At 59.5% G+C, this 21,785-nt stretch carries 24 protein-coding genes; 7 read left to right on the plus strand and 17 right to left on the minus strand.

Annotated features, from left to right (window positions below):
- Nucleotides 1–286: 286 nt before the first annotated feature.
- Nucleotides 287–628, plus strand: a complete 342-nt coding sequence (locus tag BZL43_RS09230) for a BON domain-containing protein (protein WP_095632029.1) — start codon at nt 287–289, stop codon at nt 626–628.
- 91 nt (nt 629–719) lie between these two features.
- Here BZL43_RS09230 and BZL43_RS09235 read toward each other — a convergent pair whose 3' ends face one another.
- Nucleotides 720–1,379: a carbonic anhydrase gene (locus BZL43_RS09235; protein WP_095632030.1), complete on the minus strand. Its 660-nt coding sequence runs from the start codon at nt 1,377–1,379 to the stop codon at nt 720–722.
- Nucleotides 1,380–1,545: 166 nt separating this feature from the next.
- Nucleotides 1,546–2,013 (minus strand): cyanase, encoded by a 468-nt coding sequence (gene cynS / locus BZL43_RS09240; RefSeq protein ID WP_095632031.1) that lies wholly within the window; start codon nt 2,011–2,013, stop codon nt 1,546–1,548.
- Between the two features lie 117 nt (nt 2,014–2,130).
- On the opposite strand from cynS, the gene cynR reads away from it, so the two are divergent.
- Nucleotides 2,131–3,015 carry a transcriptional regulator CynR gene (cynR, locus tag BZL43_RS09245; protein ID WP_095632032.1) on the plus strand — a complete coding sequence of 295 codons (885 nt, stop codon included), beginning with the start codon at nt 2,131–2,133 and terminating at the stop codon, nt 3,013–3,015.
- Between the two features lies 1 nt (nt 3,016).
- Here the strand turns inward: cynR and BZL43_RS09250 are convergent, their stop codons facing one another.
- The 4 genes from BZL43_RS09250 to BZL43_RS09265 form a co-directional block, all read right to left on the minus strand.
- Nucleotides 3,017–3,319 carry a hypothetical protein gene (locus tag BZL43_RS09250; protein WP_095632033.1) on the minus strand — a complete coding sequence of 101 codons (303 nt, stop codon included), beginning with the start codon at nt 3,317–3,319 and terminating at the stop codon, nt 3,017–3,019.
- A gap of 158 nt (nt 3,320–3,477) precedes the next feature.
- Complete coding sequence (locus BZL43_RS09255) at nt 3,478–3,807, minus strand: hypothetical protein (protein WP_095632034.1); 330 nt, start codon at nt 3,805–3,807, stop codon at nt 3,478–3,480.
- A 461-nt stretch (nt 3,808–4,268) separates the two neighbouring features.
- Complete coding sequence (locus BZL43_RS09260; RefSeq protein WP_095632035.1) at nt 4,269–4,802, minus strand: GNAT family N-acetyltransferase; 534 nt, start codon at nt 4,800–4,802, stop codon at nt 4,269–4,271.
- Nucleotides 4,803–4,966: 164 nt separating this feature from the next.
- Complete coding sequence (locus tag BZL43_RS09265; protein WP_095632069.1) at nt 4,967–6,916, minus strand: DNA topoisomerase III; 1,950 nt, start codon at nt 6,914–6,916, stop codon at nt 4,967–4,969.
- 355 nt (nt 6,917–7,271) lie between these two features.
- On the opposite strand from BZL43_RS09265, the gene BZL43_RS09275 reads away from it, so the two are divergent.
- Nucleotides 7,272–7,634, plus strand: coding sequence for a DUF427 domain-containing protein (locus BZL43_RS09275; RefSeq protein ID WP_095632036.1), 363 nt, complete (start codon nt 7,272–7,274; stop codon nt 7,632–7,634).
- Between the two features lie 183 nt (nt 7,635–7,817).
- Here BZL43_RS09275 and BZL43_RS09285 read toward each other — a convergent pair whose 3' ends face one another.
- Both BZL43_RS09285 and BZL43_RS09290 read right to left on the minus strand, forming a co-directional pair.
- Nucleotides 7,818–9,440, minus strand: a complete 1,623-nt coding sequence (locus BZL43_RS09285) for an MFS transporter (RefSeq protein WP_095632037.1) — start codon at nt 9,438–9,440, stop codon at nt 7,818–7,820.
- A 179-nt stretch (nt 9,441–9,619) separates the two neighbouring features.
- Entirely contained in the window at nt 9,620–11,269 is a 1,650-nt protein-coding gene (locus tag BZL43_RS09290) for a GMC family oxidoreductase (RefSeq protein ID WP_095632038.1), read from the minus strand.
- Between the two features lie 133 nt (nt 11,270–11,402).
- On the opposite strand from BZL43_RS09290, the gene BZL43_RS09295 reads away from it, so the two are divergent.
- Nucleotides 11,403–12,287 carry a LysR family transcriptional regulator gene (locus BZL43_RS09295; protein WP_095632039.1) on the plus strand — a complete coding sequence of 295 codons (885 nt, stop codon included), beginning with the start codon at nt 11,403–11,405 and terminating at the stop codon, nt 12,285–12,287.
- Between the two features lie 124 nt (nt 12,288–12,411).
- Here BZL43_RS09295 and BZL43_RS09300 read toward each other — a convergent pair whose 3' ends face one another.
- A complete protein-coding gene (locus BZL43_RS09300) occupies nt 12,412–12,825 on the minus strand; it encodes a carbohydrate-binding module family 20 domain-containing protein (protein ID WP_095632040.1) in 414 nt (137 codons plus the stop codon).
- Nucleotides 12,826–13,052: 227 nt separating this feature from the next.
- On the opposite strand from BZL43_RS09300, the gene BZL43_RS09305 reads away from it, so the two are divergent.
- The gene (locus BZL43_RS09305) at nt 13,053–13,268 is read left to right on the plus strand and encodes a DUF4287 domain-containing protein (protein ID WP_095632041.1); all 216 of its coding nucleotides are present in this window, start codon (nt 13,053–13,055) and stop codon (nt 13,266–13,268) included.
- 198 nt (nt 13,269–13,466) lie between these two features.
- Here the strand turns inward: BZL43_RS09305 and BZL43_RS09310 are convergent, their stop codons facing one another.
- From BZL43_RS09310 to BZL43_RS09340, 7 genes are read right to left on the minus strand one after another with little or no spacing between them, the layout of a single operon-like run.
- Nucleotides 13,467–14,885 (minus strand): ATP-binding protein, encoded by a 1,419-nt coding sequence (locus BZL43_RS09310; protein ID WP_095632042.1) that lies wholly within the window; start codon nt 14,883–14,885, stop codon nt 13,467–13,469.
- The gene (locus tag BZL43_RS09315) at nt 14,882–15,544 is read right to left on the minus strand and encodes a response regulator (RefSeq protein ID WP_095632043.1); all 663 of its coding nucleotides are present in this window, start codon (nt 15,542–15,544) and stop codon (nt 14,882–14,884) included. Before BZL43_RS09315 ends, BZL43_RS09310 begins: the two co-directional genes overlap by 4 nt.
- Before the next feature lie 11 nt (nt 15,545–15,555).
- Nucleotides 15,556–16,200, minus strand: coding sequence for a tetratricopeptide repeat protein (locus tag BZL43_RS09320; protein ID WP_095632044.1), 645 nt, complete (start codon nt 16,198–16,200; stop codon nt 15,556–15,558).
- A complete protein-coding gene (locus BZL43_RS09325; protein ID WP_095632045.1) occupies nt 16,197–17,006 on the minus strand; it encodes an SDR family oxidoreductase in 810 nt (269 codons plus the stop codon). Before BZL43_RS09325 ends, BZL43_RS09320 begins: the two co-directional genes overlap by 4 nt.
- Nucleotides 16,993–17,667, minus strand: a complete 675-nt coding sequence (locus BZL43_RS09330; RefSeq protein ID WP_095632046.1) for a TenA family transcriptional regulator — start codon at nt 17,665–17,667, stop codon at nt 16,993–16,995. The genes BZL43_RS09325 and BZL43_RS09330 overlap by 14 nt, the downstream gene beginning before the upstream one ends.
- On the minus strand, nt 17,664–19,145 hold the full coding sequence (locus BZL43_RS09335) for an AMP-binding protein (RefSeq protein ID WP_095632047.1): 1,482 nt from the start codon (nt 19,143–19,145) through the stop codon (nt 17,664–17,666). Before BZL43_RS09335 ends, BZL43_RS09330 begins: the two co-directional genes overlap by 4 nt.
- Nucleotides 19,135–19,812 carry a thermostable hemolysin gene (locus BZL43_RS09340; protein ID WP_095632048.1) on the minus strand — a complete coding sequence of 226 codons (678 nt, stop codon included), beginning with the start codon at nt 19,810–19,812 and terminating at the stop codon, nt 19,135–19,137. Before BZL43_RS09340 ends, BZL43_RS09335 begins: the two co-directional genes overlap by 11 nt.
- A 186-nt stretch (nt 19,813–19,998) precedes the next feature.
- Here BZL43_RS09340 and BZL43_RS28535 point away from each other — a divergent pair, with 186 nt between their 5' ends.
- Together BZL43_RS28535 and BZL43_RS09345 are read left to right on the plus strand one after the other, a co-directional pair.
- The gene (locus BZL43_RS28535; RefSeq protein WP_256582829.1) at nt 19,999–20,295 is read left to right on the plus strand and encodes a cytochrome b; all 297 of its coding nucleotides are present in this window, start codon (nt 19,999–20,001) and stop codon (nt 20,293–20,295) included.
- Nucleotides 20,247–20,567 (plus strand): cytochrome b, encoded by a 321-nt coding sequence (locus BZL43_RS09345; protein WP_256582828.1) that lies wholly within the window; start codon nt 20,247–20,249, stop codon nt 20,565–20,567. Before BZL43_RS28535 ends, BZL43_RS09345 begins: the two co-directional genes overlap by 49 nt.
- On the opposite strand, the gene BZL43_RS09350 is transcribed toward BZL43_RS09345, so the two are convergent.
- A complete protein-coding gene (locus BZL43_RS09350; protein ID WP_095632050.1) occupies nt 20,551–21,657 on the minus strand; it encodes a DNA alkylation repair protein in 1,107 nt (368 codons plus the stop codon). The genes BZL43_RS09345 and BZL43_RS09350 overlap by 17 nt on opposite strands.
- Between the last annotated feature and the right edge of the window lie 128 nt (nt 21,658–21,785).

Consider the following 21,785-nt stretch of genomic DNA (forward strand, 5'->3'; position numbering starts at 1 on the left):
CCACAAACCCCACTTAGACGCCGGATAGATGAAAGCAAGCCAAACACGCATCAAAAACAGTATTGCAGAAAAGGGGGTAACCATAGATGTAGGAGCGAGACTTGCCCGCGAAGAGCGATGATGCGTTATCGCTGAAAAAAATGCGGTGCATGCTTCGCGGGCAAGCCTCGCTCCTACAGGACTTTCGTCGCCCCGACCGCAGACAACGGCCGCACTATACTTAATGTGTGTCCATGCCTGCGGGGGAGCGGACAGCGCATCTGATTACTTCAGAGAGGGTTGCGCCATGAAACTTCATTCCTTTCAACATTATTCTCATGGTCTGGAAACGGTCGTTAACGACGCGTGGATTACCACCCGGGTGAAGTCGGCCCTGGCATTGGCCGACTCAACCCTTGGTCTGCATGTCCATGTCAAAACCCATGCGGGCAGGGTGGCATTGAGCGGCCGTGTCAACACTCATAGACAGTGTGAGCAGGCTGTTGCTCTGGCCCGGTCGGTTCCTGGTGTCGTCGACATCGATGCCAGCGAATTGCTCACTCACGTGTTCACCCCGGGGCATTCTCCAGAAGCACCGAATGCCGAAGAGACCACTGAGCGTCGGCCATCCTCGTCAGACGACAAATGATCATGGCGATCTTGTGAGTGTCATGCCTGAACCGGAGCCAAGGACGGGCGCAGTCATGTGCCTGCCCATTTTGTAACGTGGCGCCAAGCCTTCAGGCGGCTTCGACCGTTTTGCCATAAACGGCACAGGTGTCCGTATGCTCGGCCAGCGACACGAAGTTGCGCCGGCTGGCATCCAGTGCATCGACGGAGCCGGTCTCGATGTCATAAACCCAGCCATGCAAATTCAGCAGGCCTTTTTCCTGGGCCAGACGCACGCTCGGGTGAGTCTGGATATTCGCCAGTTGGGCGATGACATTTTCCCGGACCATCGAACTTACCTTGGCTGAGTCGCTGGCGTGAGGGCGGGAGTCATTGATGACCTTGGCCGACTCGGCGTGTTGCAACCAGCCACTGACGGCGGGCAGGTGATCCATGCATTTGCACTGAGCGATGGCGGTCATGGCGCCGCAGTCCGAATGCCCGCAGATCACGATGTCCGTCACGCCCAATACCGCGACCGCATATTCGACCGTGGCCGACACCCCACCGGGATGCGGACTGTAAGAGGGCACGATGTTGCCGGCATTGCGCACCACGAACAGTTCGCCGGGCTCTTGCTGGGTCAGCAGTTCCGGCACCACCCGGCTGTCGGAACAGGTGATGAACAATGTGCCGGGATGCTGGGTGGTGGCCAGGTGTTTGAACAGGTCGGTACGTTGCGGGAAGGCTTCTTTCTGGAACTTCAATAAACCTTCGATGAGGGCTTTCATGGCTGACTTCCTTGCAATGAATGAGAGGGGTTAATGCCTGCATAACCTGTGGGAGCGGGCTTGCTCGCGAAGACGGCGGCACAGTCAACACTGATGTCGCCTGACACACCGCTTTCGCGAGCAAGCCCGCTCCCACAGGTTTTGCGCCTGAATTGACTGGATCGTCTTAAAACGGGTGCAACGGCAGGAACTTGCCGTCCAGGGTAATCACTGCGCGGGAACCACCTTCCGGGTCTTCAACTTTCTTCATGTCCAGCTTGAAGTTGATTGCGCTGATAATGCCGTCGCCGAATTGCTCGTGAACCAGGGCTTTGAGCGTAGTGCCGTAGATCTGGATCATTTCGTAGAAACGGTAGATGGTCGGGTCGGTCGGGATACCCGAAAGGCTACCGCGCAGCGGAATGATCTGCAGGCGAGCCACGGCATCGGCGTCCAGTTCGAGTTTCTCGCCAATCACCTTGGCGGCAGCTTCGGGCAGCGGATGTTGGCCGAGCAGGGCGGCAGTGACGTAGGCCAGGCCCAGGCCGGTGCCATCGGTCAAATCCTGCCAGGACAAATTCTTGCGGGCCTTGGCATTGAGGATCGAAGTGGTCAGGGTCAGACTCGGGTCTTGGTAAGCATGGGACTGTTGCATGGGGTGACTCCTATCGGTTGTCGCTGGAAAGTGCGGCCATCTTCGGTCGATTGATCCATAGCGTCCAAGACCGATATACAATGCTTCGCATAAGTCCTGCCTATGGATGGTGTGCCCATGCTGCTCCGACATTTGCGCTATTTGCTGGCAGTCGCCGACCACGGCGGTTTCACCCGTGCCGCCGAGGCGTTGCATGTCTCCCAACCGACGTTGTCCCAGCAGATCCGGCAACTGGAGGAAACCCTCGGCGTCAGCCTGTTCGACCGCACCTCGCGCACGGTCAAGCCGACCGATGCAGGGCTGGCCTACATCGAAAGTGCCCGTCGGGTACTCGTGGAACTTGAAGCGGGGAAACGTGCGCTGCATGACGTGAAGGACTTGTCTCGCGGCACTTTACGACTGGCCATGACGCCAACGTTCATGGCGTATCTGGTAGGGCCGTTGGTGCGCGACTACGTGGCGAAATTTCCTAACATCCATCTGCAGATTTTCGAGTTATCGATGGATGACATCGAAGCCGGGTTGCTCGATGACTCGTTGGACATCGCCATTGCCTTTACCCCGGTGAGGAGCCCCGATATCGAATGCCTGCCAATGTTTGTCGAAACGTTGGGTGTGATGGTCGGACGCAGTCATCCGCTGTACGAGCGCCAGAGCCCGCTGTCGCCAAAGGAAGTGGCGCAACTGGAGTTCGCGTTGCTGACGCCGGACTTCATCACCCGATCTTCCATTGACGGGTATTTTCGGCAACAGAACATTACGCCCAAGGTAGCGATCGAGGTGAACTCGGTGAGTACGCTGTTGGAGGTCATTCGTCACGCGCCAATGGCCACCATCCTCCCGGAACCCATCGCCACTGCGGAACGGGCACTGCGCCGGATTGAATTACAGGGCGAAGCACCCCGGCGCGACGCGGCGTTGTTGCGCAGGAAGAACAACTACCACAGTGCCGCGTCGGTGGCATTCGCGAACCTGGTGATGGCGGGCAGCGCCAGCGTGTAGATCAATCATCCACCGACTGGCAGATGCCATTGCCGCCTTTCTTGCTGATATAGGTCACGGCAACCGAGTCATCATCGGCGATGCTGATCGAGATCGTTACGTCCGAGCCCTTCGCCTCGAAAAGACGCTCATTGATCATTCTGGTCTGGGCTTCTTTGCTATTGATGATGACCGGGCCATCCTGGTCGGCGTGGACCATGATGTTCCCGGGGCAGTCGACATCGAAGGCAGGAACGCCGGGAACGCTGTTCGCATGAGCGGCACCCGCCAACGCCAGCAGCATGAATGTGAGGGCTTTTTTCATCGCAGACCTCCAGTGAATAGACCGATGTCCAGCGTTTTGTTAACCATAGCTCTGTTCTTTGACTCAGTGGTGTCGCACGTGTCGCAGGCAAATAAAAAAGGCCCCGCTCGATGATACGAGCGGGGGCCTTTTTATGGAGGGCGGTTAATCTTCCCTAATCAGTACAACCGATCAATCACCCGAACTTCGTTCTGGTTCTGCATCGATGCCCATGCCTGTTTCAGCGTTTGAAGCACATTACCGATGAAGTCTTTGTCGGCCGCGGCTTTCTTGCCGACATAACCCTGGCCGCGACGGTACATCTTCAGTCGGGCGAGCAGGTTCTGGTTGTTCCGGTCGAACTCTTCTTCATGGGCATAGGGCGACAGGCAGTCGATATGGACCTGGCCCGATTTGCTGATCCACAGAATATGGCTGTCCAGGCTGTCTTTTTTCGCAGCGAACAAACGAGCCAGTTCATCGATAGTAGGTTGATTGTTCAAATTCATTGTAAGCCCCTTGACCATTTGGTGATCTTTCAAAGTTGATTCGCTAATACAAGTAGCCCATCGGTTAGTTGATCCCTGGCACCGAAACCAGGACGTCAGCGGCCGGCCGTCAATACGACGGGGTTCGCGTCTGTTGCATGTAGTCGTGTTGAATAACTGCTACGCAATAGCGTCACAACGAAGAGAAGCGGCGAAAACCTGGAGGCCACTGCCGACGTTTTCAGGGTCGGCCACAAGCTTCATGAGGATTGATCGCCAGCGCTTCTCGTCCTTGTACTGGACGTTCAGGCCAGGTCAGCTTCTTCAATCTGCCTTGTGGGCAGCGTGTATCCGGGAAAAACAGCTCGGCGGTCAGACGAGCTTGCTCAAACGAGTTTCTGTACTCCCGATCGGGGAGATGTCTGCATCATGCAAGGGCAAATCGGAGGCGTCAACGGTTTTGTAGTGATTATTTTTGTTCACTACATGTTGTCGGACAAAGTGGTTTTGGAATTAGAGAAGCGGTAAAAGGTGCAGGGGTAGCCATCCACTGCCAGTTGCTGCACGGTGAATGCTGAGCCCGTGAGATCAGGCATCACCTTGGCCCAGAACCGCCGCGCAGGCTGGTTGGCATCGATGTGGAAAATCTGCCATTGACCGGGGAATCGGCTCAAGAGGGCAGAGGCGACAAACTTCGCGACGCCTTGGCCACGAAAGCGTCGACTGACAAAGAAGTAGCCGATGTTGTGCTCCGCACCGACGACATGGGTTTCGTCATCCACGGTCACGAAACCGGCAAGCTCGCCGTCAACCTTGATCAGAAACGGCCTGGTTGCCGGATTGCGCCAGTAGTCCTGTCTGGGCTGGATGTTGAAGAAGCCATGCTCACCGAGTTTCAGCGGCAACCATTCGCTGAAGTCATACACGTAGAACTGCATCAGGTTCTCGATGGTTTCCAGTTCGTCGCGCTGAGCGGCGTGCAGTTCTATCAAGGGCTGGCTTCTGACTGTCGTCATGGTTGTACCTTTTCAGAAAGCAGGGCTCTTGCCTGATGCGCCGCAGTACCTGTAGGAGCGAGGCTTGCCCGCGAAGAACGATAACGCGTAATACCTGAAAAACCGCGGTGAATTCTTCGCGGGCAAACCACGCTCCTACAGGTTTCGATTCGTTGCAAGTGCTCTCAAGCCTTGCCCGCCGGTTTCGCTACGCGCTTGGTGCCGGTCGAAGCCTTGCGTTTGGCCGGTTTGCGTTTGTTTTTCCACGGTGCGGCGCCACGCCCGGCGGGGCTTGCCGGCCCGCTAATGGTCAGGTTCAGGCCGGCGCAACGGGCCACTTGCTTGCTCATCCACGCCGCTTGTTTGGTGACGAATTCTTCCAGGCTCATTTCACCGCTCTGCACCATGTCCAAAGCCTGTTCCCAGATTGCCGTGGTGCCGGGGTCGGCAATGGCGCGCGGCACGGCGTCGATCAGGCTGAACGCTGCCGGCGTCGCGGCCAAAGCCTTGCCGTTCTTGATCAGGTAGCCACGGTCCAGCAGGCCCTGGATGATCGAGGCGCGGGTGGCTTCGGTGCCGATGCCGGTCGTGTCCTTGAGCTTTTGCTTGAGCAGTGGATCTTCCACCAGTTTGGCGACGTTCTTCATCGCCTTGATCAAATCGCCTTCGGTGAACGGCTTGGGCGGCTGGGTCCAGAGGTCCTTGAGCTTCACATCCGCCACCGCGCAGTCACGCCCTTCGGCCAGTGCCGGCAGTGTTTGTGGTGCCGGTGCTTCACGGCCCTTGGCGGGTGCGAGGGCCTCGGGCAGGGCGCGTTTCCAGCCAGGCTCGACAATCTGCTTGCCCACCGCGCGCAAGGCTTCACCGGCGCAGTCGAAGTCGGCTTGGGTCCGGTCGTATTCATGGTTGGGCAGGAACTGCGCCAGATAACGCGCACGAATCAGGGTGTACACCGCCCGTTGCTTGCCCACCAGTCGGTCGAGGTTTTTCGCCGCCGCCGTGGGGATGATGCCGTGGTGAGCGCTGACCTTGGCGTCATTCCAGGCCCGTGAGCGACGCTGGGGTTCCAGATAATCGTGCAAGGCATTCAGGGCCGGATCGGCCTGCCTCAGCGCGGCCAGGATTGCCGGTGCTTCGCTGTGCTGACTCAGCGGCAGGTAGCCGCAGTCGCTGCGCGGGTAGGTAATGACTTTGTGGGTTTCATACAGGGCCTGGGCGATGTCGAGGGTTTCCTGGGCGCCGAGCCCCAGCTTCTTCGAGCAGACTTCCTGCAACGTGCCCAGGTCGAACGGCAAAGGTGCGACTTCGCGCATGCGTTCGGTGCGCAGTTTGATCACCCGGGCGCTCGCCGCACTGCCAATGGCTGTAGCCGCTTTCTGCGCCAGCGCCTGATTCAGGCAGCGATCCTGATCATCGCAAGCGTCGGAGGCCGCACGCCACTGGGCGGTGAACGCCGTGCCATCGTGCAGCAGTTGCACGTCAATCGCCCAATACGCCACCGGGACGAAATCGGCAATGCTGCGGTCGCGATCCACCACCAGGCGCAAAGTCGGCGTCTGCACCCGACCGACCGGCAATACACCCTGATAGCCGGATTGACGTCCCAGCAGCGTGAACAGCCGACTCATGTTCATCCCGATCAGCCAGTCGGCCCGGGAGCGCCCCAATGCCGAATGATAAAGGCTGAATGTCTCTATCCCGGGTTTGAGCACCGCCAGGGCCTTGCGAATCGATGCATCGTCCAGCGCCGACAGCCACAATCGCCGGATCGGCCCGCGATAACGGCAATGCTCCACCAGCTCCCGGGCGATCATCTCGCCCTCACGGTCGGCGTCGGTGGCAATCACCAGTTCACTGGCCTCGCCGAGCAAGCGTTTGACCGCCTTGTACTGGCTGGCCGTGCGCGGTTTGACGGTCATCTTCCATTTTTCAGGAATGATCGGCAGATCCGCCAGCACCCAACGTTTGTAACGTGCGTCATAGGCATCCGGCGGTGCGGTTTCCAGCAGATGGCCGATGCACCAGGTGACCGTGACGTTTGTTCCCAGCCAGCAACCATCGCCCCGGCGCTTGGCGCCGAGCACGGCCGCGATATCTTTGGCCTGGGAAGGTTTTTCACAGAGGTACAGCTGCATAACCACCATCATCGATCAGTGTTCGAGAGGTGCACAGAATGGCGGCTGATGAGCGATGGAGCAATCTTTATCTGTATGGATGTACAGCTTAAGCTGTTGCGGTGGATGACAGCGGTCAGTCCACCACAAACAACCTGGCGCCCATGGCGGTGGATGAACGATGCGCTTCGGCATTGTCCGCCACTTGATAACTCATGCCCGGCGTGAGAACGAAGACTCGACCGTCCTTCCATTCAGTGCGCAGTTACCGTAGCCAGGCAAGCTCCGTTCGGCTGTGAAGCCGTCGCGATACCGAAACATGAGGTATACCTGTCGGAGCGCCAATACAACGCAGCAGCGACAGAGGATCCTGTTCATGAAAGCCCCCAGCCCCGGTACTCCCATCACCATCAACCCTCAACCCGGCTGCGTGGTGGTGAAATTCCATGACATTCAAGTGGCGTCATCCACTCGGGCGCTGGTTATGCATGAGGCCAATTATCCTCCGGTGTATTACATCCCCCGGGAGGACATCGCCGAACAATATTTCGCCCGCACCGACCACACCAGTTACTGCCCGTACAAGGGCGATGCCAGCTATTTCAGCCTGCAAATCCCCGGGCATGAAGCGGCCAATGCGGTATGGAGTTATGAGCATCCGAAGGTGTCAGTCGCGCAGATTCGCGGGTATGTGGCGTTTTATCCCGAAGAAGTGACGTTTGAGGTGCTTGATACCTGAGGTGCGCAAAGCATTTGTGGTGAGGGGGCTTGCCCCCGTTCGGCTGCGAAGCAGTCGTAGAACCTCCAATCGCAGTGCGCCTGACACACCGCGTCGAACGGTTTTGGGGCCGCTTCGCGACCCAACGGGGGCAAGCCCCCTCGCCACAGGTAAGCCTGCTCCCATCGCTAGAGGTTCATGCCGTCAGTTCTTGTCCAGATCCACATCCTTCGTCTCACGCAAACACATCATCCCCACCACCAGGCTCACCCCGGTAATCACCACCGGGTACCACAGCCCGTAGAAAATATCCCCGGTGTACACCACCAAGGCAAACGACACCGTCGGCAGGAAGCCACCGAACCAACCATTGCCGATATGGTAGGGCAGGGACATGGAGGTGTAGCGGATGCGGGTCGGGAACAGTTCGACCATCAGCGCCGCCAGCGGGCCGTAGCACATGGCGGAGATGATGATCAGGGCGACGATCAGCGCCACGATCATGGGTTTGTTGATCTGTTGGGTGTCCGCTTGTGACGGATACCCGGCCAGGGTCACAGCACCGCGCAAGGCCGCTTCATCGTAGCCATCGATTGTCACCTCGCCGATGCTGACCTGCACGGCGCTGCCGGCCGGGGCCGCTTCGCTGTTGTAGGGCAGGCCTTGCTTGACCAGGAAAGTTTTGACCTTGTCGCACGGGCTATCAAATTTAGCCTTGCCCACCGGGTCGAACTGGAAGGTGCAGGTGGCCGGGTCCGCCAGCACGGTGATCGGTGCCTGGCGGCTGGCCAGGTCAATGGCTGGGTTGGCGTAATGGGCCAGGGTCTTGAAGATCGGGAAGTACAGCGCAGTGGCCAGCAACAGGCCGATCATCAGCACCGGTTTACGGCCGACCTTGTCCGACAGCCAACCGAAAAAGATGAAGAACGGCGCGCCAATGGTCACGCTGACGATCAGCAGACTGTTGGCCAGTGCCGGGTCCATTTTCAGGAACTGGGTGAGGAAGAACAGCACATAGAACTGCGCGGCGTAGAAGGTTACCGCTTGCCCGGCGTTGATGCTGAACAGCGCAATCAGCACCACTTTGAGGTTGTCCCATTTGCCGAAGGAATCGCGCAGCGGTGACTTGCAGAGCTTGCCTTCTTCTTTCATTTTCACGAACGCAGGCGACTCATGCAGGCTCAGGCGAATCCAGGTCGAGATACCCAGCAACACGATCGAAAACAGAAACGGAATGCGCCAGCCCCAGACTTCGAACTGGTCGCCGGTGAAGTAGCGGCAGCCCAGCACCACCAGCAGCGACAGCAGCAAGCCGAGGGTGGCGGTGGATTGAATCCAGCTGGTGTGGAAACCGCGTTTGCCCATCGGTGCGTGTTCAGCGACGTAAGTGGCAGCGCCGCCGTATTCTCCGCCCAATGCCAGACCCTGAAGCATACGCAGCACCACGAGGATGATCGGCGCGGCGATGCCGATGCTCGCGTAGGTCGGCAGCAAGCCGACGCAGAACGTCGCCAGCCCCATGAGGACGATGGTCGCCAGGAACGTGTATTTGCGCCCGATCATGTCCCCCAAGCGTCCGAACACCAGCGCACCGAAGGGCCGCACGATGAAGCCGGCGGCGAAGGCCATGAGCGCGAAGATGAACGCCGTGGTGTCGTTGACCCCGGCGAAGAACTGTTTGCTGATGACCGCCGCGAGGGCGCCGTAGAGGAAAAAGTCGTACCACTCGAACACCGTCCCCAGGGACGAGGCGAAGATGACTTTCTGGGTTTCCTGACTGGTGCCGGCGCTGCGGACCGCTTCCAGGGGCTGAACATGTTCTGACATACCGGTATCCCTCACAGTGATTGTTTTTGTTGTTCCACTGTCGGCGCCAGCCTGGTGGGCGGGTGCCGCGTTTATCCGTAAAGCGGGGTGTACGTCGATCTTTGCAGGAGCGAAGTTTGCTCGCGAAGGCGTCAGACCTGACACACCACGTCATCGTTCTTCGCGGGCAAGCCTCGCTCCTACAGTGGGTTGCTCAGCAGTTCCTTCTGCGGGTCAAGGCTCCTTGTGCTGGGGCTGAGCATCAATTGCGCGGCTTTCTCGGCGATCATCAGTGTCGGCGAGCAGGTGTTGCCCGAGGTGATGCGCGGCATGATCGAGGCGTCGGCGATGCGCAGGCCGGGGACGCCATGGACGCGCAACCCGGCGTCGACCACCGCGTGGGCATCGTTGCCCATCCGGCACGTGCCTACCGGGTGGAAAATCGTGGTGCCGATCCGGGCGGCGGCTTCGTGCAATTGTTCTTCGCTCTGCAAGCTGTCGCCGGGCAGGTACTCGACCGGTTTGAACGCTTGCAAGGCGGGCGCGGCAACGATGCGGCGGGTCAGGCGGATGGCATCGGCTGCTACCCGCAAGTCTTCGGGATGGCTCAGGTAGTTGGGCTGAATCAGCGGCGCTTCCCGTGGGTCGGCAGAGCGAATGTCTATCCGGCCACGACTTTGCGGGCGCAGATCGCAGACCGACGCGGTGAACGCGGGGAAGGCGTGCAGCGGCTCGCCGAAACGCTCCAGCGACAACGGTTGCACGTGGTATTCGAGGTTCGCCGAGGTCTGTTCCGGCCCCGATCGCGCGAAGGCGCCGAGTTGGCTTGGGGCCATGGACAGTGGGCCGCTGCGGTCATACAGGTAACGCAGGCCCATGCCCATCTTGCCCCACAGCGTGCCCGCAATCTGGTTCAGAGTGCGGGCATTTTCCAGTTTGTAGATCAGCCGCAGTTGCAGATGATCCTGCAGGTTGCCGCCCACGCCGGGCAGTTCATGGGCCACGCCGATGCCCAGTTTTTGCAGCAGCGGGCGAGGGCCGATACCAGAACGCTGGAGAATGCCCGGTGAACCGACGGAACCGGCACACAGAACGATTTCCTTGCGCGCCTTGAAGGTTCTCACCTGGCCTTGCCAGCGCGCACTGACCGCCGAGGCGCGGCCGTTTTCCAGTAGCACGCGGTCCACTTCAACGTCGGTCAGCACCGTCAGATTGGTGCGCTGACGGATCGGTTTGAGAAACGCCTTGGCCGCGTTCCAGCGCACTCCGGCCTTTTGATTGACCTGGAAATAGCCGCAGCCTTCGTTGTTGCCCTGATTGAAGTCATCGATGCTGGCGATGCCGCTTTGCTCGGCTGCCGTGCGAAACGCGTCGAGGATCGGCCACGACAGACGCTGACGCTCGACTCGCCATTGCCCGGCGGCGCCGTGAAATGCTGAGTCGCCGGCAAAATGGTTTTCGCTTTGCTTGAACAGTGGCAGCACGTCTTGCCAGCCCCAGCCGGCATTGCCTTCGGCCGCCCAAGCGTCGTAATCGCCAGCCTGGCCGCGCATGTAGATCATGCCGTTGATTGAGGAACAGCCGCCGAGCACCTTGCCGCGCGGGTAGCTCAGGGCGCGACCCTGCAGGCCCGGTTGCGCTTCGGTCTTGAAGCACCAGTCGGTGCGCGGGTTGCCGATGCAGAACAGGTAACCGACAGGAATGTGAATCCATGGGTAGTTGTCGCGGCCGCCGGCTTCGAGCAGCAGCACGCGATGCTGCGGGTTGGCCGACAGTCGATTGGCCAGCAAACAACCGGCCGGCCCGGCGCCGACCACGATGTAGTCGTATTCATCAAGGGAAGTCTGCATCCTTGACCTCATATTGTTGTTCTTGTTGTCGGTCATCCTAGTTGTTAGCTTTCGTTAAAAGAATGTTAGTTTTTGCGCAGGTGCTGTGCGTTTTTAAACAGCGTCGTTAACGGCCTAACGTCAAGGATGGTTCATGTTCGACTGGAATGACCTGCGGTTTTTTCTAGAGTTGCAGCGCAGCGGCCGCTTGCTGACCGCCGCGCGCCGTTTGAACACCACCCACGCCACCGTGGCCCGGCACATCGAGGCCATCGAAAAAAGCCTCGGCACCGCGCTGTTCATCCAGCATGCCCAAGGTTACGAATTGACCCCGGCCGGCGAAGCGCTGCTCAAACACGCCGAAGCCATGGAGAACGTCGCGCTGCTGGCTCAGGAAGAAATCACCCAGTCATCCGCGCCGCTAGGCAAGATCCGCGTCGGCGTGACGGAAGGGCTGGGCATCATGTTCCTTGCCAGCCGCATGAACGGGCTGTTCGAACGCTATCCGGGGCTGGAAGTGGAATTGGTAGCGGTGCCGCGCTTCGTCAGCATCCTCAACCGTGAAGCGGAAATCAGCATTCACCTGGAACGCCCGGCCGCCGACATGCTGGTCACCCGCAAACTCACCGATTACCGACTGGCACTGTATGCCAGCCAGGCCTATCTGGACCGTTCGCCACCCCTGCGCAGCCGCGAAGACCTCGGTCGCCATGCGTGGATCGGCTACGTCGATGACTTGCTGTTCAGCCAGGAACTGATGTTCCTCAACAGCTTCTGCCGCAACCCCCAGGTGGTGTTTCACAGCACCAGCGTCATCGCCCAGCAACAGGCCGCGCGCTCGGGCCTGGGGATCGCCGTGTTGCCCTGCTATATGGCCAGCGCCGATCCCCAACTGGTGCCGTTACTGCCGGATGAAAGCATCCAGCGCAGTTACTGGATCAGTACGCGGCGCGAGCTGCACAAGTCCGTGCGGCTGCGGGTGTTGTGGGATTACGTGGTGGAGTTGTGTGAGCGTGAGCAGGGGTTGTTGCTGGGATAGCAAATATCAAAAAATCGCGGCCTTCTGTAGCTCCTAAGGGAGAGGGGTAGGCGCTACCGGAAGACCGCGATCTTTTGATCTTGGGAGAGTGTCAGATTCATTTTTCCATATGTTCACACATGCCTCAAAAGGTGCCGACACTCTTTATTGAGAAAGTCACCTTCACTATGTTGTTGGGATCGGCCTGCCACTGTACGTCGGTCGGTATGGTGTTGTGGCGCAAGATACACTTCCATTCCACATCTTTGCCGTCGTCCGTGCCTGGAAAAAGTACATTGCCGGTCCATGTAGAAGTAGAAGTAGAAGTAGAAGTAGAAGAGGAAGCAGAGGCGAGCGGTATGGCCTTGGCCGGATCCCAATTCCCTAACGCTGGATGGTTGCCGACAACATAAGCGCTATAGTCCGTCCTGACGTTGTTACATTGAAAGGTTACTTCGGATGTTATGGGCGTCCACTGGCCACCTTGGACATCGCGCAATAGCGGCAGAATCGCTAACAAGAGAATGCCCTGCACCAATAGATAACCATTTCGAAACATGATGAACGCCTCAAGTCATTCCAATAGGGGCAGCTTAGCCCCGGCCAAACTGAAAGTGACCTGTTAGAACTGACAGTTCATTAGAGCGCTTCGCGATAACTTCAATCATTACTTATACACGGCGAGCTTGTTTGCGCTGGACTACGCAGCGGTCCTGGACTTCAATTCCTGGGATCAAGACAAGGAGCGTCCACCGACAATCCGCCATGAACAAGGGAGCTTGCAGCATGACCGAAGATACAAAGGTGAAAGGGCCGGCATCGTACTTCCCCTCAATTGAAAAAAAGTACGGCCAGCCAATCGACCATTGGCTGGGTTTGCTCGGTACAGTGAGCAGCAAGAAGCATACGGAAATGGTGGCTTGGCTGAAGGCTGAACACGGTATGGGGCACGGACATGCCAATGCGTTGGTTGCGCATTATTTGGCGAGCGCTAAAAAGTGAGAGAGAAGGCTTTCGAGTAAAGCGGGAAGGGCACAGATTGCACTGGCCCATCCCAACCCACCAACAACTCGCCTGCAGCCCATTCTAAACAAGAGGCTTGCCCGCGAAGAACGATGACGTGGTGTGCCAGACCTGACGCCTTCGCGGGCAAGCCTCGCTCCTACAAGGGATTGTGTTTAGGCGTACGGCTGTAGTCACTCAGCCATTGGGCGGCAGCTCGCAGGTGGTCCGCTGCGCAGGGGTGTGGTGTTGGCCATCGGGAATCGACAGGGTCGCCCGCAACCCGCCTTCAGGTAGATTGACCAGCGTAATTCGCCCACCCAGCCGCGCCGCAATGGTGCTGACGATGGTCAGCCCCAGCCCCGCGCCCCCGGTATTTCCACGGCTGTAAAAACGTTCGAATAACCGTGCGCGATCTGCTTCATCGATGCCTGGCCCCTGGTCCTGGACGCTCAAATCATAGAACCCGTTCTCCTGACTCAATCGCACGGTGATGACACCCTGCTCCGGCGAAAAATTCGCGGCGTTGGTGACCAGGTTGTTCAGAGCGATGTCGATGTCGGCGGCGTCGGCCAGCACTTCAAAAGGCTGGTCAGCAACATCGAAGGCCAGTTCCAGATTCCTGCTTAATAACCAGGGCGTGAGTTGGGCCAGACTGGCGCGCACGGTTTCGCTCAGGTCGATGCTTTGCTCCATTGGCGCCACGGCTTTGGGTTCAAGACGGGCCATGGTCAGCAATTGATTGACCAAGCGGCTGGTGCGGTCAACACCGGCAATCAGAAACGCCAGGGATTCACGACGCTCCTGTTCCGTGCCGGCTTCCTGCAGGTTCTGCGCATGCACTCGCAGCACCGCCAGCGGCGTACGTAATTCGTGAGCGGCGTCGGCGATGAAGCGCCGTTCGCGGCCAAGCACTTCCTGAATTTGCGCGAGCATGCGGTTGAGCGCTGCCTGCATCGGTTCCAATTCACTGGGTAATGGGTTCAGTTGCAACGGCTCCAGAGAACCGCTGTGCCGAGCCCGCAACGTTTGCGCCATATTGGCCAGGGGCTTGAGCCCCCAGCCAATGGCCAGCCAGACCATGGCCGCCAGGATCAGGCTACCCAGCACATTGGGCCACAGGGTATGACGTACGATCCGGTCTACCAGGTCCGCACGCACGTCGTCCCGTTCACCGACCCAGATGCGCAGGTCATTCTGTTTGTCTTCGAGCATGAACACCCGCCAATGGCGATTGTGCAGGTCCACCACATCGCTGAAGCCGGATTTGGTCGGCGGTGCCGTGAAGGAGGGCGCACTGGCGGTATGCACCAGCACTTCACCCTTGCGATTCCACACCTGAAAGGCAATTTTGCTTTCGTAGGGATGACCATCGACTCTCGGCACCGCTTCACTCAAGGCCTTGTTGAATGCTTGATACAGTTCGGCGTGTTCACGGCTGGCCAGCGGCATGCGCATCACACCCTGCAGAAGCCGGGCGTTCTGGGCCAGTTGGGCGTCGTAGACTTCGGCAATTTCATGATTGCTGTCGTGCAGGTTGAGCACACTGATGATCGCCAGACCTGTCAGCATCAGGCCGATGATCAGCGTCAGGGTGCGACGCCGAATCGAAGTCATCGACGCTCCTCGACCAGGTACCCGACACCGCGAATGGTACGGATCAGGTCAGTGGAGAACTTCTTGCGCAGGTGATGGATATGCACTTCCAGGGTGTTGCTTTCGGCTTCTTCGTTCCAGCCGTAAAGCAGTTGCATCAGGTGGTCGCGGGTCATGACCCGGCCCGGAGGCGAAAGCAATTCGTGGAGCAGTTGATACTCCTTGGGCGTCAGCGCCACCGGCTCACCTCGATAGCTGACTTGCTGGGTGCCGGGGTTCAGGCTGATGCCGGCGTGCTCGATCAGCACTTGAGCGCGACCGGCGCTGCGTCGCAACAAGGCCCGCAGGCGAGCCTTGAGTTCGGCCAGGTCGAAGGGCTTGATCAGGTAATCGTCGGCCCCGGCATCCAGCCCGGCGATGCGGTCTTCGGTGGCATCCCGGGCGGTGAGAATCAGTACCGGAAGGTTGGAGCCACTTTCGCGCAGGCGGTGCAATACTTGCAGACCGTCCATGCGCGGCAGGCCGAGGTCGAGGACCGCCAAGTCAAATGTTTCGCTGAGTAACGCATGCAAGGCACTGCGCCCGTCTTGCAGCCAGTCGACGGTGTAACCCTCACGGCCCAGAGCCTGATGAATGCCCTCGCCAAGGGCCACGTCATCCTCGATCAGTAATAAGCGCACGCGGACTCCTGTCAGTTGAGTTTTTTGTTCACGTCCACCAGTAATGCCTCGATCTCTTTGCGCCGCCCGGCATCGGCGCTTTCCCGGCCAGGGCGTGGTGCCGCTTGCAGGGCTTTTTGCAGTGCGTCCCTGGCTTCACCATAGCGCTTTTGACGGTAAAGGTGATCGCCCCAGAAGTACAGACTGTCGATGCCGGCCGGGTTCAGCTGCAAAGCCTGCTTTAACAGCTGTTCGGCCTTGTCGGCATCGCCAAAACCGATGGGCCAACCGGGCACGCGATCATACAACGCCGCAAGGCTGGTGTAGGCCGAGCCCTGCAGGGCCTTGGGATCAATGGCGAGGGCTTTTTCCAGATCGACTTTGGCGGCCTTGACCTTGCTCAGGGCTCCGATGCCACCTTGGGCGCCGGCCCAACTGCTGGTGACGATACCGGACCAGATCCACGCTTCGGCCAGGGACTGGCGTTCCCGGGTGAAGGCCGAAGTCTGGGTCGCGAGTTTTTCGAAGGCCGCGGTACGCTGGTCGGCGGGCAATTCGTATTGAATGTGCGCCCAGCTTTGCTGAATGCCATTGAGGCGTTGCTGATCGGCGGTGTCCAGCGCCCAGACGCTTTGGCTCAACACTCCGAGCAGCAAGCAAGTGACGATTTTTTTCATGGTTTGAGACTCTCGTTATCGGGTTTCTGACTGAGGCGACGGATCAGCGGCAACTGCTTGCGCAGGCCACGGTCCACCAAATGTGGCAACAGACTGTTCAGGCGAACGAAAAAACGCTCCGGCCAGCCCAGGTACACATCGCGCCGGTCACCGGCAATCGCGTGGATGACCGCCGAAGCGACAGTTTGCGGATCGTCGACATTGGCGTTGAGCGCATCGTTCAGCGCCTGGGCCGCCGGGCTGTTCATGCTGGTGTGGGTCGCCCGGGGGGCGACGTAGAGCACGCTGATCCGGGTGTCGGCCAGCTCCCGGCGCAGGGCTTCGGAGAAACCGCGCAGGGCGAACTTGGTGGCGCAATAGCTGGCGTAACCGGGATAACCGATGGAGCCGTAGGTCGAGCCGACGTTCACCACCATGGCGCTCTCGGCTTGCTTGAGCAGCGGCAGCAAAAGCCTGGTCAGGCAGATCGGCGCACTGATGTTCACCGCGAGCATCGCATTGATCTCGCTGTCATCGAGCTGTTCGAGCATGGCGAATTGGTTGACCCCGGCGGCGTTGACCAGCAGGTTGATGCCACCGATGGCTTCGCCCGCAGCCAGCACTTTGCATCGATCGCCGGGGACGGTCAGGTCAGCGCCGACCCAACACAGGTGCATCGGGTAGCGTTCGAGCAAGGGTTCCAGCGCCTCCCGGTGCCGGCATACGGCCAACACCCGTGCGCCACTGGCACACAGGGCGCTGGCGATGGCCAGGCCGATACCCCCGCTGGCTCCGGTCAGAACCACACGGGCTTCATGCAGCTGCATGCAGGTTCTCCCCATCGCGGGGCAGGCCACGGAACATGTCGGTATAGAGCGTGTAAACGACCTTTGAGGCATGAATCACCGCGGCTTGATCTGCCGGGTCTTGGAGTGTGTTCATCAGCTGGCGGTAGGTCTGCATGTGTTCGATGTCCAGCGAACCGTGGGAACTCAGGTAGCTGAAGGCAGTTTCCGGCAGCTCCAGGCGTTCGCGGATGCTGCCGGCCGCATGGGTGGCCAGGGCTATGCTGGTGCCTTCCAGCACATTGACCATGCCGAACAGGCCCACCGGGTTGTCTCGGGCAATCAGGTCGTAGAGGAAGCTGATCATCAACTCGATCGGCAGCGATGGACGACCGTCACGCACCGCCTCTTTGTCACCGCCACAGGCCGCGATGTCGTCGAGTATCCACTGTTCGTGGCCGTACTCCTCGTCGATGTACTCGCACACCGCTTTGCGTAGCCATTCCAGCCGCTGCGGCAGACGTGCGCCGCACGCCATCATCAGCGGCACGGTATGGCGCACGTGGTAGTAGGCCTGAGCGAGGAAGGCACGGTAGCTCTCCAGGCTGACCTTACCCTCAAGGGCATCGCGGATGACCGGCAGGTTGAACAACTCGTGGCGTTCCTGCTGGGTAGCTTCTTGCAGGGTGTCGAAAAAACTCATGATGCGGATTCCTCGGAAAAAACCAATTCAGTGAGCTGCGCCCGGTAACGCTCGACAATGGCATCGCGGCGCGGTCGGCCATTGGCGGTCAGCAAACCGTTGGCGGCGGTAAACGGTTGATCGAGACGGGTCCAGTGATGAACCTGGGCGTAATCGGGCAAGGCTTCGTTGGCCTGGGCCACGGCGGCGGCCATTTCGTCATCGGTGCAGTCCGGCCAATGGGGCCAGAGCAGAGCGTGGTTGCTCGGCATCGCTTCGCCGTAGACGAATGCCTGAGCGATGTGGCGACGCTGAGTGAGTTCAGCCTCGACCCATTCCGGATTGACGTTGCGGCCGAAACTGGTGACGAACTGATGCTTCTTGCGCCCGTTGAGGTAGAGAAAACCTTCCGGGTCGAACTCGCCGAGATCGCCGGTCGGCCACCAATCATCGGGGAAGGGCGCTTGTCCCAGATAGCCGAGCAGGGTCGAGCCCTTGACCAGTACTTCACCATCATCGGCCAGGCGAATCCCGACATGGGGCAAAGGCCTGCCAACGCTACCAGGGCGGCGCGCGCCCGGGCGATTGAGGCACACCACCGACGAGCATTCCGACAACCCGTAACCTTCATAGACCGGGATGCCGATGCGCTGGGCGCGATGCAATAATTCTTCGCTAACCCGTGCACCACCGACCGCAGCAAAACGCAACGATTGGGGGTTGAACGCTTTTTGCTCGGCGGCGCTGACCAGCATCAGCAGCAACTGCGGCACCAGGATCAGACTTTCCGGTTTGCGGGTGGCCAGACAACCCGACAGTCGTGGCGCATCGACACCGCTGGCACCCTGAATGCCCAGGGTTTTCTGGCTCGGTACGCTCAAGGTCGCGCCGGCATACAGCGCGGCATAACAACCGAGGTTTTCCAGCAGAATCGCCAGGGGCAGCAGCGCCAAGTGATGACGTGGGTCGGTGGGTTTGCTGGCCTGATCCAGTTCGCGGGCCACTCGCAAAAGGCTCTCGGCGCTCAGGCACACGCCTTTGGGCGTGCCGGTGGTGCCTGAGGTGAAGGTCAGTTTGGCGGTGCCTTCGGGTATCCGGTTCGGGCCGTTGAAGGTGCGACGCCAGAATTCACCGGTCTTTTCGTAGCCGGCTGCTTGCAGTTCGGCCTCCAGGTCCGGTTCGGCAATCATCAGGGCTGCCTGGCTCTGTTCCAGGCAATGGCTGCGTTGTGCCGGGCTGAAGAAGGGCGGCAACGTCAGGCAGGTCAGGCCTTCGAACAGGACGGCCAGATCCCAGAGCATCGCCTCGATGCCGTTGTCCAGGGCCAGCGCGACCACTTTGACGTGCTCATCGCGCAGACGCTGTTGGCGGTACATGACCTCGGCGTAGAGCGTGGCGTAGTCCAGTTTCAACTGATCGCCCCACAAGGCGATGGTGTTGGTCTTGCGCTCGGCATGATTGCGCAAGGTCTGCTTGAACCGCTCCATTTCAAGCGACATGGCTGGACTCCTCAAGGGACGTCGGCAACCCCAGGCGATTGAACAGACCGATGTTGCGCAAATGGATGAAACCGGCGCGGATGTTGCCGACATGCACCCATGGCTGGCTCTCGTAATAACTGCCCCAGAGGTGACGGTCGTCGCCCAGCCGCGCTGGGTCGGCGGCGCAGAGCGTTACCGGCCTCAAGCCCAGGCGATGAAAACTGTTCACCAGCCCGATGTTGCCGGTGAACGCCACCCATTCCAGCCCACCCATGGCCAACAGGTAGGTGATGGCAATGATGCTCAGGCGCGCACTGCCGGTATCGCTGGCGGCGAGGTTACCGACCTCGACAATACCTGCCCGGTCCACGGGTTGCCCGGCGGTGTCGCTGATCAGCGGATCGATTGCCTCATCCAGGTAACGCTCCAGAAACAAGGGTTCGACATTGGCCAGTCGTACGCCAGCCACTGCAGACAGCGAGCCTGAGGCATCGCTCATGCCGAACAGTTGCGGCATGAATTGGCGGATGTCGGCGCCGTGGGCCTTTCGAAAACGCTGCTGGATAAAGGCTTCGAAAACCGGACGCTGGGGATCGTCCGCCAAGGCTCTGGCCAGACTCATCTGCGGAGTTTCGGCTTGGCCGAAGTGCAGGGGCATCGGGATATTCCAGTCGAAATCGGGCATGGGCAAGAACGCCTCCCTGAGTAAGTTCGGGAGGAGTATCAAAGGCAATTCTTAACGGAGTCTGAAGGTGGACCTTCAGATTGTCTTAAGACTGGACGGGCAGGGTGACGCCGGTCGGTTCGACGAAACCGGATCCAGGCTGTACGAAATGAGTCGGCAGCTGCCACCGATCTTCAAGAGGCTCTTATGACCCGAGATTCAGCGGTACACCGGTATGGAAAACTCTCGATCACCTTGCATTGGCTGATGCTGGCGCTGTTCGTCGGCGTTTATGGTTGCATCGAGATCAAAGGATTGCTGCCCCGTGGGCATGCCTTGCGGGGCCTGTTTCTGGGGCTGCACGGCGTATTCGGGTTGAGTATTTTTGCGCTGGTCTGGGTTCGCTTGTTCGGGCGCCTCACGCCCCGGCCACCGATTACCCCGACCCCGCCCACCTGGCAGACGGGCGTCTCGCACCTTATGCACTGGCGCTGTACGGGCTGATGATCGCTACGCCGCTATTGGCCTGGTTGATGCTGGCCGCCGGGAACAAGCCGATGCCGTATTTCGGTTTTTTCCTGCCGGCGCCGGTTGCGGTTGATCCCGATCTGGCCAAGCAACTCAAGCATTGGCATGAATGGCTCGGCAGCGCTGGCTATTGGTTGATTGGTTTGCACGCAGCAGCGGGGTTGTTCCATCACTACTGGGTCCGCGATAACACGCTCACGCGCATGCTGCCGGGGGGCGTTGGTGTGGGCGTCAATGAGCGTCAGTGATAATTCGGAATTGGGTGCTGGCCAAGCGTTCGCCATTTACCAGAATGTGCACCGCGTGCTGGCCGGCATAGTGCCTGCGGGTGGTCAGTTCCTTGATGTGCTGACTGCGACTAATGGCTTCGCTGGCATTGTCGGACAGCGTGAGGGCTTTAAGTTTGAACACCTTTGCCGAGGTGCTGCCGTTGGCTTTGACATAATCGATAGCGTAATCGATCACCAATCGCTGACTGTCCGGGACCGTGGACTTCACTCTGAAAGACAGGGTGATTTTCTCACCCAGACGAATCACCGCCGGTTCGACCTTCACGTCAATGATTTCAACCTCGGGCTTGCCGCCCGCGCCAATGATTGCCAGCGCCCGCTTGTTACCTTGTTTGATCAAACTGCGCAGAGCGTGTCTGGCGATCCACGCCGTGTGTTTGTTGTCCAGCGACCAGCCCTCGATCAGCGCCAGCACCCACTCGGGATGATCCTTGGTGATGTCGTTGAGGTGGTTGGCCACGGACTTGCGCACGTAGAGGCTGTCGTCGGCCTTGAGGTTGTCGAGGATCGCAGCCGCCAGTGTCGGGTCGGCCTGGACCTGTTCCAGGCGGAACGACCATGGCAGGCGCGGTCGGCTGCCTTCGCTGGCCAGGCGCCGGACGTGTTCGTTTTCATCCAGCGACCAATCGTGCATCAGTTTGAGTGAACGTTCGAAATCACTGCGCAGGAAGTGCCGGATCGCGAATTCCGATGAGCCGAAGGCGGTGAAATATTTGAGTGCGTCCATCGACAGATCAAACGCGTGAGCGCCATAGGTCGCGACATAGTGCGGCAAAAACATACTGACGAAGGCGCTATTGAGGCGCGGGGCGAGGGCGCGCAGGACGTCGAGGGATTCTTCATAACCGAGTGGCAATATCGCGTGCAGGCATTCGCTGACGCGGGCCATGCGTTGCATGACTGACAATTCCGCCAGACCGGTTTTGGCCAGTTTCAGGAAAGCCTTGGCATCGAAGCCGGGGTAGACCGCAGTTATCTCGGTGGCGATGTGCGCGAGGCGTTCGGCGTTGAAGATTTCCTTCAGGGCGGGGGAGGTCTGGTCTGCCATCGTGGATTCCTTGCCAGGTGATCGTTCCCACGCTCTGCGTGGGAATGCATCCCGTGACGCTCTGCGTCACATTTCAAGAGCGGACGCAGAGCGTCCATGGCGGCATTCCCACGCGGAGCGTGGGAATG

Origin of the sequence: Pseudomonas sp. PICF141, from assembly GCF_002286815.1 — a bacterium.
Lineage (GTDB): Bacteria > Pseudomonadota > Gammaproteobacteria > Pseudomonadales > Pseudomonadaceae > Aquipseudomonas.

Bases quoted from the DNA above. Each gene is read 5' to 3' on its own strand.
- BZL43_RS09230 (WP_095632029.1), top strand. From the start codon at position 287: ATGAAACTTCATTCCTTTCAACATTATTCTCATGGTCTGGAAACGGTC.
- BZL43_RS09235 (WP_095632030.1), bottom strand. From the start codon at position 1,379: ATGAAAGCCCTCATCGAAGGTTTATTGAAGTTCCAGAAAGAAGCCTTC.
- cynS (WP_095632031.1), bottom strand. From the start codon at position 2,013: ATGCAACAGTCCCATGCTTACCAAGACCCGAGTCTGACCCTGACCACT.
- cynR (WP_095632032.1), top strand. From the start codon at position 2,131: ATGCTGCTCCGACATTTGCGCTATTTGCTGGCAGTCGCCGACCACGGC.
- BZL43_RS09250 (WP_095632033.1), bottom strand. From the start codon at position 3,319: ATGAAAAAAGCCCTCACATTCATGCTGCTGGCGTTGGCGGGTGCCGCT.
- BZL43_RS09255 (WP_095632034.1), bottom strand. From the start codon at position 3,807: ATGAATTTGAACAATCAACCTACTATCGATGAACTGGCTCGTTTGTTC.
- BZL43_RS09260 (WP_095632035.1), bottom strand. From the start codon at position 4,802: ATGACGACAGTCAGAAGCCAGCCCTTGATAGAACTGCACGCCGCTCAG.
- BZL43_RS09265 (WP_095632069.1), bottom strand. From the start codon at position 6,916: ATGCAGCTGTACCTCTGTGAAAAACCTTCCCAGGCCAAAGATATCGCG.
- BZL43_RS09275 (WP_095632036.1), top strand. From the start codon at position 7,272: ATGAAAGCCCCCAGCCCCGGTACTCCCATCACCATCAACCCTCAACCC.
- BZL43_RS09285 (WP_095632037.1), bottom strand. From the start codon at position 9,440: ATGTCAGAACATGTTCAGCCCCTGGAAGCGGTCCGCAGCGCCGGCACC.
- BZL43_RS09290 (WP_095632038.1), bottom strand. From the start codon at position 11,269: ATGCAGACTTCCCTTGATGAATACGACTACATCGTGGTCGGCGCCGGG.
- BZL43_RS09295 (WP_095632039.1), top strand. From the start codon at position 11,403: ATGTTCGACTGGAATGACCTGCGGTTTTTTCTAGAGTTGCAGCGCAGC.
- BZL43_RS09300 (WP_095632040.1), bottom strand. From the start codon at position 12,825: ATGTTTCGAAATGGTTATCTATTGGTGCAGGGCATTCTCTTGTTAGCG.
- BZL43_RS09305 (WP_095632041.1), top strand. From the start codon at position 13,053: ATGACCGAAGATACAAAGGTGAAAGGGCCGGCATCGTACTTCCCCTCA.
- BZL43_RS09310 (WP_095632042.1), bottom strand. From the start codon at position 14,885: ATGACTTCGATTCGGCGTCGCACCCTGACGCTGATCATCGGCCTGATG.
- BZL43_RS09320 (WP_095632044.1), bottom strand. From the start codon at position 16,200: ATGAAAAAAATCGTCACTTGCTTGCTGCTCGGAGTGTTGAGCCAAAGC.
- BZL43_RS09325 (WP_095632045.1), bottom strand. From the start codon at position 17,006: ATGCAGCTGCATGAAGCCCGTGTGGTTCTGACCGGAGCCAGCGGGGGT.
- BZL43_RS09330 (WP_095632046.1), bottom strand. From the start codon at position 17,667: ATGAGTTTTTTCGACACCCTGCAAGAAGCTACCCAGCAGGAACGCCAC.
- BZL43_RS09335 (WP_095632047.1), bottom strand. From the start codon at position 19,145: ATGTCGCTTGAAATGGAGCGGTTCAAGCAGACCTTGCGCAATCATGCC.
- BZL43_RS09340 (WP_095632048.1), bottom strand. From the start codon at position 19,812: ATGCCCGATTTCGACTGGAATATCCCGATGCCCCTGCACTTCGGCCAA.
- BZL43_RS28535 (WP_256582829.1), top strand. From the start codon at position 19,999: ATGACCCGAGATTCAGCGGTACACCGGTATGGAAAACTCTCGATCACC.
- BZL43_RS09350 (WP_095632050.1), bottom strand. From the start codon at position 21,657: ATGGCAGACCAGACCTCCCCCGCCCTGAAGGAAATCTTCAACGCCGAA.